Source organism: Rahnella bruchi, assembly GCF_003614975.1.
Classification (GTDB): Bacteria; Pseudomonadota; Gammaproteobacteria; order Enterobacterales; family Enterobacteriaceae; genus Rahnella; species Rahnella bruchi.
In genome coordinates, this window is sequence record NZ_QZWI01000032.1 from 1 (window position 1) to 13,784 (window position 13,784).

The 13,784-nt window shown below is 47.9% G+C and carries 9 protein-coding genes and 3 pseudogenes; all 12 read right to left on the reverse strand.

Annotated features, from left to right (window positions below; genetic code table 11):
• Nucleotides 1-439 precede the first annotated feature (439 nt).
• Complete coding sequence (locus tag D5398_RS25005; RefSeq protein WP_120509999.1) at nt 440-1,072, reverse strand: hypothetical protein; 633 nt, start codon at nt 1,070-1,072, stop codon at nt 440-442.
• Nucleotides 1,073-1,089: 17 nt separating this feature from the next.
• Nucleotides 1,090-2,016 carry an Ssp4 family T6SS effector gene (gene ssp4 / locus D5398_RS25010; protein WP_120510000.1) on the reverse strand — a complete coding sequence of 309 codons (927 nt, stop codon included), beginning with the start codon at nt 2,014-2,016 and terminating at the stop codon, nt 1,090-1,092.
• A 213-nt stretch (nt 2,017-2,229) separates the two neighbouring features.
• A complete protein-coding gene (locus tag D5398_RS25015; RefSeq protein ID WP_120510001.1) occupies nt 2,230-2,709 on the reverse strand; it encodes an Hcp family type VI secretion system effector in 480 nt (159 codons plus the stop codon).
• 50 nt (nt 2,710-2,759) lie between these two features.
• Entirely contained in the window at nt 2,760-4,088 is a 1,329-nt protein-coding gene (locus tag D5398_RS25020) for a VasL domain-containing protein (RefSeq protein WP_120510002.1), read from the reverse strand.
• Between the two features lie 42 nt (nt 4,089-4,130).
• A complete protein-coding gene (gene tssM / locus D5398_RS25025) occupies nt 4,131-7,673 on the reverse strand; it encodes a type VI secretion system membrane subunit TssM (RefSeq protein ID WP_162940842.1) in 3,543 nt (1,180 codons plus the stop codon).
• A 20-nt stretch (nt 7,674-7,693) separates the two neighbouring features.
• Nucleotides 7,694-9,121, reverse strand: coding sequence for a type VI secretion system protein TssA (gene tssA, locus D5398_RS25030; RefSeq protein WP_120510003.1), 1,428 nt, complete (start codon nt 9,119-9,121; stop codon nt 7,694-7,696).
• Between the two features lie 24 nt (nt 9,122-9,145).
• Nucleotides 9,146-9,847 carry a type VI secretion system-associated protein VasI gene (gene vasI / locus D5398_RS25035; protein ID WP_120510004.1) on the reverse strand — a complete coding sequence of 234 codons (702 nt, stop codon included), beginning with the start codon at nt 9,845-9,847 and terminating at the stop codon, nt 9,146-9,148.
• Nucleotides 9,835-11,400 (reverse strand): annotated as a pseudogene (locus D5398_RS25040) (AAA family ATPase); the annotation flags it as partial. The pseudogene D5398_RS25040 and the gene vasI, both read right to left, overlap by 13 nt.
• A 186-nt stretch (nt 11,401-11,586) precedes the next feature.
• Nucleotides 11,587-11,946, reverse strand: a pseudogene (locus D5398_RS25925) (Clp protease N-terminal domain-containing protein); the annotation flags it as partial.
• Between the two features lie 16 nt (nt 11,947-11,962).
• Nucleotides 11,963-12,727: a type IVB secretion system protein IcmH/DotU gene (gene icmH / locus D5398_RS25045; protein ID WP_120510006.1), complete on the reverse strand. Its 765-nt coding sequence runs from the start codon at nt 12,725-12,727 to the stop codon at nt 11,963-11,965.
• Nucleotides 12,728-12,731: 4 nt separating this feature from the next.
• Nucleotides 12,732-13,049: a type VI secretion system baseplate subunit TssK gene (gene tssK / locus D5398_RS25050; protein ID WP_120510007.1), complete on the reverse strand. Its 318-nt coding sequence runs from the start codon at nt 13,047-13,049 to the stop codon at nt 12,732-12,734.
• Nucleotides 13,050-13,065: 16 nt separating this feature from the next.
• A pseudogene (gene tssB, locus D5398_RS25055) lies at nt 13,066-13,476 on the reverse strand (type VI secretion system contractile sheath small subunit); the annotation flags it as partial.
• Nucleotides 13,477-13,784 lie beyond the last annotated feature (308 nt).

A 13,784-nucleotide genomic window follows, 5' to 3' on the forward strand; every position in this document is an offset into this window, starting at 1 on the left:
GCCAGAAGAATATCGGCTGATGGCCGAAAACCCGGAAGTCTCAAAAAGTGCCTGGAACTAAAGCTGGGATACTTACAATAACAGTTCCGGCCCGTTATCCATCCGCATTTTCAGTGGATATCCACTGTTTGCTACTATTCATTATTTGTCAGGACGTAACCGACGCACTGAATATCCGAAACCAAATTTCCTTGCTCAACAGTTCTTTTTACCAGTGAAACAGAAGGATCCTGCATTTCGTCTGCTCGTGAAGATAATGAGGTTAGAACAGCAGTGGCGAGTATTACAGTCGATAATTTAATTGTCATTCTATGTTCCATCAATGAATTTATGAAGATATATATGCAGATTGAAATGCTCTAATTTTCCCGAGTAGAGAAATAATAAAAAAACCAATTAAAATCAGAACAATTTTTATAGGCGGTTGTATTATGACAATTTATCCAACTCTTAACTTTCTTTTTTTACGAGGGCTCTGATAATCTTTCATAAATAATTCCCAGTAAGCCTTTTTGGCTCGTTCATTAATAGTCCACATAATTGCAATTCTGATTAAAGTAGTGTTTAATATCAGGCGTGAAAAGTAGAGTGGAAGTAATAGGATAATTATGTGAATGATATTTTCCGCATTAGAATTTTCGCTTAAATACAATCTATGAAAATAATAAAAAGAAAAAATAAACGCTGTAATAAAAATAAAAGTGAAAGAAATATATATTAGAGTAATTCCTTTCTGGACTCCCCTCGCAATTAAATATACTGAACCTGCATATATTAAACCGTAGGGCATAAACATACCCATGAACAAACCTAAGTGGATTGCAGGAGCATGTTCTATATTTATGATTTTCAGTGTTGTCAATATTATAAAAGTCCAGGAGATCATCATCAAAAATAAAGCAGCAGAAAGTGCAATAAAGTTTTTATGGAAAAATAAAACTGTTGAGTACTGAGTTGTTTTTGTTTCAACTTTACGCTCTAGTGTTGCTATATCACTTTTATTTATATATAAATCAATGTCTTTTCCATACTTCATTAATTCATAAAAAGAAGATCCTATAATTATTTTCATTAAAAAACCTCAATGGATTACAACATTCCTACAACATACTCTCCTGAATCAAAAATACTTCTTGGGGAATTTATAACACCACCAATAGCACTCCCTGAAAAAGCTGACATGCTATTTAAACTATTCAATAATTGAACTTGTAGCGTCTTCTGTAGTCCTTCAGTGGGAAAACGTGTTGGATACTTACCGATAGCAATAAAAGATTTAATTGCTTTGTTAGATATTCCTGGATTCTGTGTACGCATGATGTGTTCGGTAATTCTGGCGCGGTCCTGCCTCGGAAGAGATCTTAACCATTGACTCACTTTTAGCGAAGAAGCGGCTCTCATTGTTCGGTAGGTAATCAAGATATCTCTCAGTGCAGCCCCTGCTGAAGCAACGGATATAACATCCAATATACAGGATGTAGTCAGATACCATTGCTGTGAGTCCAACCACGCAGTGTTTTCACCATTATTTTCATTAATGTCATAAATTCTGTATAAACTTAAACCGCATTGCGCCAGCGTTGCTGCCGTGCCTGCAACTGCCAAGGCGACCATTGCCGAGCTTGTACCTAATGTAAATGGAATAGCCCCTATTCCGAGTACAGCAGCACCTATAGTGAGTAATAATCCACCGCAGGATAATGCCGCTGATGTGATTTCTTTACCTAACGATGGGGAGGATATAGCATCTCTAAGACTTGCGGCAGCCACGTTTTTACTAATATGCGGGACTTTTGTGACAATGACATATTTCGCAGATGCCGCACTCCTTGATTGCCTTACTACATATTCTCTTTGATCTTCAGAGTATAAAATACCTACACCATAGAAATCGCGCTGACAGTCCAGAGCCTGGCCCAATGCTTCAAAGTCAAAGTCAACATCGGAAATAGTATGCAAAAGGCTTGCATACTTATAATCACCACGAGTTTTTCTGAGGTATTGTAGTGTTTGCATCTTGTTAATTCCATTTTAACAGGGCGGTAAAAAGAGTATGTATTTAATCACTACAGGTCAAGCATTCATTTAATGCGTTTTTTTGGGTTACGATTTTAAAGTTAAACATATGAATCATGAATCATTAATTATTAACAATTCATGATTGGTATGTTTGTAATTCTTAAATATGCCCACGTAATATTCTAAATGTTGAGTGTTCATATGAAATGATTAAAAAACTCTTTCTTCCCAAAAACTATAGGCACTAGTACCCGCTTGAGGATGTTCCCATGTTATTGATTTATAGGCAATTGAAACAGCCTCAGTTACCTGTGCTCCGTTTTCTCTTAACGAGCTTGGGCTATTCAAACGGATGTTTTTTATTGTCGCTTCCGTTAACTTTATCCTGTAATAAATTTCATTCGCTCCTAGTCGATTAATACGATAAAAATCAAGGATGCAAGTGAGTAATTCATTTTCTGAAATTGCTTTGCCCAGCAGAGGTGAAGATTTGTCTATCGGTTTTTGAATAATCAGAGGCTGATGACTGGCATTTTGCTCTCTGGAAATAGAATGAGTCAACTCATAAACCATAATCTGATCCAGATGTGCGATCTGCGCTTTGTTCCCGATGGAATCCAGCGATGAGCATCCTGCTGAAATCAGTCCCTGGGTTTGTCCTGTGAGGGTTAAATAAATGAGATTGGCCATGATGTTATTCCTTTATCTTAGTCATGAGTATTAGGTGTTAGAGTTAAATATCAATTATCGGTTTTGCTGATGTTTTTAATTAAAAAATAACGACTGGATAATGAATCCATTCTTTCGTTAATTGTTTTTTCCAGAGTTTGCGTATTCTGGTTTTGTCTTTTAGCATCTTCCAGCTGAGTTAATAACGCCTCGAGCGGAGTTTCCTGATTCAACAAGGTTTCGGCCTGATAGGCGACCGTTTTCAGATATGAAAGCGTGACACCTTCTTTGCTTTTTTCCCGCTGAACTAACAAGTCTGAAAATGAATGCATATCCTGTCGGATTTGTAAGTATCCGCGTAAAGCGGGACTGCTACCGGCGCGCAGTTTGAGTGCATTGTTCCAGCGGGAGGTGGCTTGTTGCTGCTGTTCATTCTCAGGCCAGACAACACTTGCTGTTTTCGTCAGATGCTCACCACTTTCCAGTGCTTGCAGTGGTGTTGCGTTAAGCAGGCGGTTCAGGTGTTGCGGGTATGTAGCCAGTTCAGGCGACGTCAGCCAAAGTGCCGCGCCGCCTTGCGGTGTGTCTTTCATCAGCGAGATTTGCTGCTGCAAGGGCGCGATCTGCCACCACCATAATCCTCCGCAGACCAGCGCCGAGCAGACAATACCCGCCAGAAAGCCACCGATTACGGGTTTACGGGAAGGCCGTTTTTTATTTTCTGAACCGGCGAAATGTACTTCAACTTTCGGCGCCTGATGTACGGGCTCCATGCTGGGTAGCGGTGAATAAACAGGGTCAGGATGAGATATCTGATCCGGCATATAGACCAGCGTTGGTGAGATGTATTGGTGAGCCTGCGAACTTTGCGCCTGCTGCTCGGCTTCGGTACGTTTGCGGATGTTCTGCATAAAATAGAGCAGATTTTCCACACGGGGAACGCGTTTGAGTTCGACCTGCTGAAGCTTGTCACAGATAAGTTGCAGTGTGCGTTCAGTGCGGTACAGAAGCTGTATATCACCCAGCGCCAGTGCGGGGTTTTTTCGCAGAATATTACCGATGCGGGTATTGAACCATTCCAGCATATCGCTGCGCGCCTGGTAGTTTTGTGGCCAGAAGCGTTCCCATTCGGCAGTAATCAGCCCGGCCAGCAGTTCGCAGCCTTCGCAAAACCCGGACAGACCGTTGATTTTGGTACGTGCCAGCGTGTAGTAAGTCGCGGTGTGCAGGTCGACACCATTGCTTTTAAATAGCGTCAGCGCCAGCGATTCGACAAGCCGCCAGTTTACTTCCGGCTGGGAGGGATGATTCGCTTTGTTGATCTCTTCGCGGATGGCACTGAATTCTGGCAAAAAGCGCGGATCGTCGCCCAGTTTGATGATGTGTGTTTCGTCGCTCATGATTTTCCTTAATACCCCGGCATCGCTGCCGGGGTGAGTCCATTAGTACAACGTATCCGGCAGGCTGAACTCACTGAAGAGTCCGCCGGTGAACGGATTGTCCTGCGTATCAAAGTGCATGCGGTAAATCATGTAACCGCCGTCAACGTTGAAGCGTACGTCAAATGAGCCGTCATCAACATTGGTCAGGCTGCCGGCGTCGATCAGGCGGAACTGGGCCCACGGGCCTTTGAAACTGATGCTTCGTGGGGCGCCGTCTCCAGTGCCGACCAACGTAAGTTTGCTTTCCGTTCCATCACGCATGGTGTTTGGCCAGACCAGGTGTGTGGTGTAATTGCGACCATGGCTGTAATCGAGTAACTGACCATCCATATTCAGTACACTGCGGCGTTTGTTGGACGAAAGTTCCGTGGTTTCAATAGCATACTGAGTGCCCAGAGCACTTTGTTGCGTGAAGAACGTCTCACGGATTTTCTGAGCAGTTTCAAGCTGCTGTTGAACGTCCGGGCGGATCAGTACTTCCCCGTCATCACCCCAGGTGAGTTTATTTTCGATAAACAGCTTCAGGTTTTGCTGATAGAAACTGTCGAGAATGCCATCAGGTTTGAAGAAGCGATTAAAGGCATCGAGCGATGCGTCCTGTGTCGCGTCAGGGTTAAACGGATAGCGGTCCGCCAGCTGATCGTTGAAGGTTTTGACCACTTTGTCGTTCCACTCGACCTCCATGTAGTGAACGGCTTCAATCATCACCACATGCCACGCCTGATCGGCCAGCTTGCCCACCCAGCGGTTGAGTGGTGCTGGCAGGGTTTTTGCCATCTGGCGGGTTGTGAATATCGGGTCACTGTTGTTCTGATCAAGACGCATCTGCACGGCTTTTAGCGCGGACTTACCCGGCACCGGCGAGTTCTGAATCGCCAGTAAATAACGATGAAGCTCGGTCAGTTGCTGATAAACAGCCTGTAGCGTGCTTGCTTTGTCTTTCGTTTCCGTCAGAACGCCATTTTCGGATGAAAAATCACGGCCCAGACGCGTCAGCAACTGGAAATCGAGCGCGGACATCATTTCATCACGCGCTTTTTCCGGAATATTTGCGGGAGGGGGCGGAAGCTGGGTATTGTCCCGCAATGATTGCAATGCGCGATAGAACGGCTGATCGCCACTGATGACCTGCTCAAGGGCGTCGGTCACTTCCTGTATATTCTCGTATTCGCGGACATCCAGATTGTTCATTCCCGCCTGCCAGGTGGCGGTGTAGTCGCTGATGTACTGCTCCGTAATATGTCGCTGAATTTCCTCGCGGTCGGCTTCGCTGAAGGTCACATTTTTGGTGATATTCAGCACCCAGCTATCCAGTGCGGTAAGTTCTACCAGGCTGTCGCGTTGCTTCACAAAATAGCTTTGCAGCCCGTAGCGGGTGAGAAACTGCGGGATGGCGAGATCTTCTTCTTTGTTAGCGACGAAAACCTTGTCGAAACTTGGGCCAATCTGGTCTCTCAGGTTCAGATCAGCAGGTAAAACGCCCTGTGCTTTTGACCTCAGACTTTGATAAACGCGCTGATAAATCGAGAGTTTGCTGAGTTCCTGCTGAGCGGCAACGATCGGTTTCTCATAAGGAATAAAACGGGTAATTGCATCGCTGTCGCCTTCCGCCCTTCGTGAATGCCAGTCGGTGTGTTCCAGTGCGTAATCAAGATGCGACATCAGCTGGGACTGAAGCTCGCGCTGGCCGTGAAAATGCTCACTCCAGCGCTGTGACATATATTGTTCGACGACCTTGTTGTCGCGGCCACTTTTGTCTTCCAGCATGCGGATCACGCGCAGGATCGCGAGTTTTTTCTCACTTCCCGCAGGCGCGGCGTTGAGGTCTTTGATCAGTCCGTTAAACAAAGCCGGTAAGAAGCGCTGATCAAGCAATTGCAGATATGTTTTTTCAACATACGGGCCGATTTTCACACCCTGATATAAAGCCATATCAGTCAGCGCATTGTGTTCGCGGTAGTCACCATAAGCCAGAGTGGCATCGCGCATCGGGTTGAGCAGCGGCAACTGAAGATTTCCCTGCTCATCAATGCCCTGTGGTGGAGGGATCTCCATGAAGGATTTAGCCTGGGCCAGCACTGTAACGCCGGAATGATAATTAGACTGATAATAGTAGTGCCAGCCAGCCATGCAGATGAGAGCTGCGGTTGCTCCAATGGCTGAGAAAAGGGTCATCTGGCGGCGCCTTTTTTTCAGCCAGAGACTGTTTTCTCCGGCAAGATTCGCTTCTGCCAGTAAGATTTCGGGGAACAGATTACGGGTGAAATAAGGCTGAGTCTCAACCATCGGCCAGGAGGAAAGCGCGGTTTGTCCCAGGCGGTACTGCACAGCGGCGGACTGAATAAAAACGTCATCAACCTGACCACGTTGCAGCGAAGAGGTGAGATACACCCCGCGCAGCATGACGGACATGTTATCGCCAGCCAGCAGGCTGCTGATTAATGACTCAAGATGATCGTTTATGCCCTGCATCTGGCGATTGAAGCTGAACAGCATACTGCGCTGACTGGCTTCTACATGGTTCAGTAGCAGGTCTGGCAGCGCCTGATTGAAACGTTGCATCCATTCTTGCCAGAACGTCTGCAGTTCCTCCCGCCACTGATCATTTCCGTGTGATCCTTCGCGGAATGTGACGCCAAGAATCGAATCACGCTGTTGTTTATCAAGCGGTTGAAAAAGCGGCGCAAAACCATAAAGCAAATCGAGTTTGGTCAGGACAAGATAAACCGGCAATTCGCAATGCAGTTGCTGGTTGAGGTCTTGCAATCGCTGGCGAAGAACGGTGAGTTGTTGCTCGCGCTGAGATTTACTGGCGGTAAGCAGTTCAGGCAAATCCAGCGTAATGATAATACCGTTCAGCGGCTGACGCGGGCGATTCTGATTCAGCCAGCCGAGCCAGTGCTCCCATAAACGGCTGTAAACATTGACTTCCTCTTGCCCCGTTGCGGGCTGGTTAATCAGTTCGCCATCAATATCAAAAATCACTGCGTGCTCGCCCACGTACGGCGAAATATGCCAGGGGGCATTATTCTCACCGCGGACTTTCTCGGGCACATAGATCTTGTCTGCGGAATAACCTTCGCGCAGCAATGTCGTCTTTCCGCTACCGGAAGTTCCCACCATGATATACCACGGCAGATGGTACGCCGGATCCCTGCGGGCCAGATGACGTTGCAGGCGCAGCAACCAGTGATCCAGATGACGCTGCTGCTGGTGAACCTCCAGGCTGAGCGGATCTTTTTCATGCTGGCGTTGCAGACGCTGCAATGTCTCCAGATGTTGCAGGCGTTTTACCACCCGCCAGGTCAGCCAGACGAGCGCAATGAGCACCCAGACAGAGGTTGCCAGCCAGCGGTTGGCCTGTGGCGCGAGCGGATGCTGTTGTCCGAGCGTCCATGTCGGGCCTTTCCACCAGATCCAGACCAGTGAAAGTATCCAGCCGATGACCAGCAGAACCATCGCCGAAATTTTTAGCCGTGGCATGGCGGGTTTTAGCGTTGGTTTTAATGCTCTGAGGAAACCCGGTTTTGATATTTTGAACACAATAAAACTCCTGTTTTACTTCACTGTTCCGTTGTGATTTTTTCTTTTAATTGTTCAAGCAACGCAGGTTCCCATTCGGGCAATGTCATCTGGCGTGCGGTGTGATGGAGTAACTGAAATTGCTGGAGCGCCGAAGCTTTCAGACCGGACTTTTCAAGTAGCCGGGCACTCAGAAATTGACGATAAAACAGACCGCGTGGTTCATCAGAGGCTTGGTGCATTTGGTCGAGTAGCTCCAGCGCCGCAGCCAGTCCCTGAACGTCGAAACACTGCCAGATACGTTGGTTCTCCTCATCGCTGTCGCCTGAAGACGGATTTTCTGAGCGCGAAGACGAACTTTCATCCAGCCAGTTCAGGGTCGGTCCGGAAAGAAAGGGAGTGTGATCGGTGAACTGTAAATTTTTCAGCAACGGTAGCCGGTGTATAAAAAGACGAAGCTCATCACGGATGGCCGTAGCGGCTGCCTGAAAGCCGAGCCGGGTGGCAATATCCGAGGAGAGGTAATGTCCGTCAAACCAGTACGGCGCCAGTAACAAACTGGCTTCTACCTGCTCCCAGAGTGCAATATCAGCAGCCGGAAGCCGGTTTTGGTAATCAGCCATTAAATCAGGCGGAAATGCGGCGAGAGAAGTCCGGCCTTCATTTTCGGCCTGAGGTGCGGCACCGATATTTTGCCAGAGTGCATGGCGGCGCAGGCGGTAGCCCATCGCGCTTTGCGGATGGCGTTCGCATAATAATTCCGCCACCCTGAGCAGCGTTTGTCGCCAGGATTTATCGTCATGGCTTTCAACGCTCACTTTCGGGAATTCAGGCTGAAAGTTTTGCGGGCTGAGTTCGCGAGTATCGGGACCAGCAAGTGAGGTTTGAGGATTTTCTGTTATGGCGCTGTTTTCAGAAAGCTGCTGCTGAATACTGCGCTGATAGGCTCGTAAAACCTCGTCGGACGCTGATGCCAGCGGATGACTTTCAGCATGAATCCAAAGCTGAGCAAGATTTTTTAGTTCATTTAGCATCGCGTCACATTCAGCCTGACTGGCTTGCGCGGCGAAAGTACCTGAGGCGGTTTCAAAACGTTTAAGAACTTGCAGAGCAAAACGATTTTTTTGCGGGATTTTTTGCGGCCAGCTGACCGTCCAATAATGCCCGATATATTGCGTCAGAAGTTGCAGTGCCAGCAACAGGGCGGGGGCTTTCCCCGCGTGTTGCAGGGTGCGCAGCAGGTGCACCATCAAACGAAAATCTTTGCTTTCGGTTGCCAATAGTTTCAGCGCCCGGTTTTGGATCTCAGCGATATCCAGCTGTGCATGGGTCAGTGATCCCAGCTTGACCATTTCGCTGTCGATATATTCCCAGTCACCATTGGTTTCACTGATGGCTGCCCGGATTTTTTCCTCCGACAGCGGGGCAAGGACATGTTCTGTCCAGATCCCTGGTGTTGTTATTTCCATATAATTCCCTTTAGAAATCCGTCGCTAATCTGCCCAGTGGCAGGCCACCCTGAGAGGGGTGAGCGTTTTATCCAGACCATCAATTGAAAATGTGAGCAACGTTGCCGGATCTGATTTCGCGAACACACTTTTGTCCGCTTTGTTCAGAGCTACAGTCAGCGTACGGGCGCCAAATAGTTGTTTAATTTCATCAATTCCCGGCAGGCCGCGGCTGGATTCAAGAAGGGAGTCGTTCTCCCGCAAAAACCAGTGAACGTCAGCATGGAATTTTTCCGTGGAAACAGACAAGTTGGGCTCATGATGCAGCGGCCCAGGTAAAGCAATTTGCATACGTGTGATGTTGTCTATGCAACTGAACATCAGCACAGGGCGGGGAGGTACAATCCCTATTGCAGGCGTGGTGATCACAACCGATGGGGGCTCACCGGTAGTCTGTTGCGTCAGAAAATTGGAAGAGTGATCGTCACGCAAGTTTTCCTGTGCAAAAGCACGTTGCCAGGCCTCACCCTGCACCTGAGCTTTGACCAGTGCGCTGGAAAAATCGGGATAGGCTGGCGTCAGCAAATGGTCATAGCAATCCAGCCGTACCAGAGACGCGGGTTCCTGGCGACAGGACTCCATCGCACGGAGAGTGGTTTCTGCCGCGCTGAGGGCTGGTTTTGGCGGTTCCGCCCGTGCCAGCCCGAGAGAAAACGGCAGCAGGCAGACCAGAATTACACCGCGCATAAACCGCCTTCTTCCTCAGTGAAAGTATCCTGAATATCTGCTGTGAAACGATGGTCAGTGACGGCAATTTGCACGCGTTTTATCGCCGAACCTGCGGCTAATTTTTGCAGTAACAACAACGAAAGAGGCGGCAGAACTTCACCATCAATGATGGATTCGAGCATCCGCGCGCCGTTTTCAGCACGCGTCACCCTAAGCATTATTTCATCGCTGACTTGTGCATCCACAATCACTTCTGCACCAAAGCGCTTGTGGAGAAGTGTCTCCAGCCTTGCCAGTTTTGCTGCAATGATGGTGATCAGCGTTTCTGCCGACAATGGCAGGAACGGAATGGTTTCCATACGTGCCAGCAGTGCAGGTTTGAAGAAATCGGCAAGAACCGGATACAGTGCTTCCAGTAGCTGTTCAGGACGGGAGGCATGCTCCACAATCACCTGATAACCCAGATTTGAAGTCAGGAAAAACACCACATTTTTGCAGTCGATCAGGCGGCCTTCACCATCTGACATTTCACCTTTATCAAACGCCTGATAGAACAGATTGAGTACATCCGGGTGGGCTTTTTCAACTTCGTCGAGAAGTACAACGGAATATGGTTTTTGACGGATAGCCTCTGTCAGTACTCCGCCTTCTCCGTAACCGACGTAGCCTGGTGGTGAACCGATGAGCCGAGAAACGGTATGCTTTTCCTGAAATTCAGACATATTGATGGTCGTGAGGTACTGGCGGCCGCCGAAAAGCAATTCGGCTAGTTGCAGCACGGTTTCTGTTTTGCCAACGCCGCTCGGACCCGCCAGCAAAAATGCCCCCAGCGGGCGACCGGGACGGCGCAGATCGGCTCTGGCGGTCAGCAAATGCTTATGTAATTGTTCAATCGCCAATGACTGGCCCTGAATTTTTTCGCCAAGCCACACGGGAAGTTCGGTAATCAGTGTCATCTCACTTTGAGACAACCTGTTTAACGGCACGCCGGTCCATTCGGCAATCACCGCCGAAATTTGCCCTTTATCCACATGCGGGGAAACCAGCTTTCTGGTCTGATGCAATGCGTCGAGTTTTGCCATCAGTTCCTGCAGTGTTTGCCGTTTTTCGGCAACTGATTCATCACTGTCAGGCTCCTCATCAGCAATGGCTAAAAAATTATGGCGCAGGGCAATAATCTGATGAACCAGATCACGCTGATGCTGCCAGCCTGAATCAAGCTCATTGAGCTGCTGTCCGGTTTCTTCATAAAGCTGATGTAATTCTAAAAGCCGTGTATCGCTGTGCAGCAGACCAATGCGTTGCTCGCGTTCCAGCTGGCGGATTTCAGCTTCATACTGATGCCTTTGTGTGGTCAGCGCTGAAATCTGGCGGGGCGGAGATGTTAAGTTGATTGCAACCCTGGCACAGGCGGTAAGTGCGCTTTTTCCGACCCCGGCTTCACCGACCACAATTGGATTGTTTTTGCGACGGCGGCAGAGAATGTCGATCATCAAATCGATTTCATTATCGCGGCACAGCACCGGATCGAGTTTCCCGTTGCGGGCATCTTCCGTCACGTTAGCGGAATACCGCGCCAGCATACTTTCTTCGCCATTGTGCAGAGGGTTACTTTTTCCTGCATCTTCAGGGAGCGCCGATTCAGCGGACTCTCTCGTCCAGACGAAAAAATTCAGCCGAAGCAAATCGCGATTGATTTGCGCCAGAAGCTGAGTCGCAGCCGGAGTTACATAACGAAGCGGGGAGTGGAGCAGAGCAAGCAGCAAAATCCCCCCGCGCAACTGAGTGACCTGCATGTCCGCAGAAGCCAGCAGCCAGGCATCTTTCAGCCATTCCACCAATAAAGGAGAAAAGCTCGGATAACTTTCCCCGACAGTATTTCCCCGTTGTCCGCCAGTCAGCGTTATCGCAGCGAGCAATTCATCCGCATCAATCCCCGCCTGTTCAATGATGACGCGCACATCACTACGCGGTGTCATCAGCATCTGGGACAGCACGTGTGCAACTGTGATTTCAGTTCCCTGCTGATTAACGCATTCCGCCGCTGCCAGTTCCAGTGACTGTTTTGACAGGATATTGAGCCGGCTAACGAGCATTGGTAAATCAATTTGGATCATAGAAAACTCCTTTTTCTTATCGCAGCAAATTATTCAGCTGGTGCAAAATGTCCTGAGTCTGGGCATTAAGACGCAGCAAATAAAACAGGTAAACCACCGCCAGCAGGGCTATTCCGCCCGCGAGAAGATGCTTAATTCCCAGGCGCCGTGTCAGGTGATAAAACCCCGGTTGTCCGATTTTGTTCTGGTGCAGCAGCGGGAAAGCGCTGTCGCCCCTGAGCTTGTGCAATACGTGATGAAGGCGGCGAAAAATTTGTTCAAATTCATCGTTGTTCTGATTGCTGACTTTATATCTGCCGCGGAATCCGAGAGAAAAGCACAGATACAAAAACTCCAGCAGATCCTGATATCGCTTGGGTTCTCCCATCAGTCTTTCCAGCAGAATGAAAATCTTCTCACCACCCCAGGTTTCGTTATGAAAATGCACCAGCAGCGATTGTTTTACCCATTCGTTTTGCGTGGACCAGCCCTGACCCAGTGCAGTTTCATCAATGAAAGTGCAAAGAACATAACGGAAAGAAATGATGGTTCCGGGCTCGTAACCCTGATTTTGCAGCAATTGCTCAATGGCGCGGATATCGGTGACCACCTGACCAAACAGATGTTCCGGTAATCCGCGGCTGCTCATACTTTTCAGGCGCAAAACCATTCCCAGCAGGGGGGTGGCGGCATCAATCATTGTATTAAGACTATTGCCGCGCAGTGTCAGGCGATAAAGACGGTGGCTGTCCTCATTGATTTCTTCCGGGGCGAAGGCTGAAACCGCAGATATGTCGCTCATTGCGTTATCCCCTTATTGCCCAGAGCTGAAGGTCTAATTCCGGGAATGAACCGGAAACATGCAGTGCAATGCCATTGTGTTTGATGATTTCTGCCCAGCCGGGGCTGTTTTTATCCAGTGAGAAATAGACATAGTTGGCGTGGTAGGGGATTTGGCGTGGTGCGGTCGAAAGGGACGTCAGCTGAACGCCGGGCACCTGTACGCTGACCACATTGCGGATCCTTTCCACTGAGCTGATTTTGGATTGCTGCACAAACTGCCGTTGCAATGTGTCATGTGGAATTTGCGATTTGACGGCCAGGATAAATGTTGCGGATTTCATTAAAGAGAGGTCGTTAAGCGGGCACGTTTCCCATCGGACCTTTGAGAGCAACCAGGGCTTCCCTTAGCTCAAGGAGTTTTCTCAGCTCAGGGACTTGTTTTACAATATTGTCCGGCGAAAAATCCTCTATGGATTTGATATCAAGCTCGACCTGAACTTCATCACCTTTTTTATTACTGAGTGAGTTTGCAACACTAAAATTCAGGCTGATGCCCGTTTCACTCATGATTGAATTAAAGTTATTTTTATTGATAGATACCGCTGAACGCTCATCGAGTGGCGCATCTTCAGGCCGGCCTTTCATGTCGCCAACAACCAGAAGATTGAGAGGTAATTCTACTTCAGAACTTAATCCGTCCGCTTTGGGCACATAGCGAATGTTAATTCTTTCTTTAGGTGCAACACTGCCATCTTTGGTATTGCTCATGCTGAATCATCCTTAATGTTACATACCCGCCAGTTACATGATTGGCTTTTGTTGATAGAGGTTAGACTGAGATTTGTTTTCCCGGTCCGGGCGTTATTTAATGCGCTTGGAGTGATTTGATAATCATTAAATTACCACTATCAAATTTTGTTTGTATATAAATATCATTAAAAAATTAATCTGAAATATTTTTTTAGATTCACATTAAAATCACACCACTTCTATCTTAATGATTTTTATGAATTTATTGGATTCATCGTTCTCCGGTTTATTAATACCCTATATATTTTTGTTTATTGGTATTCACG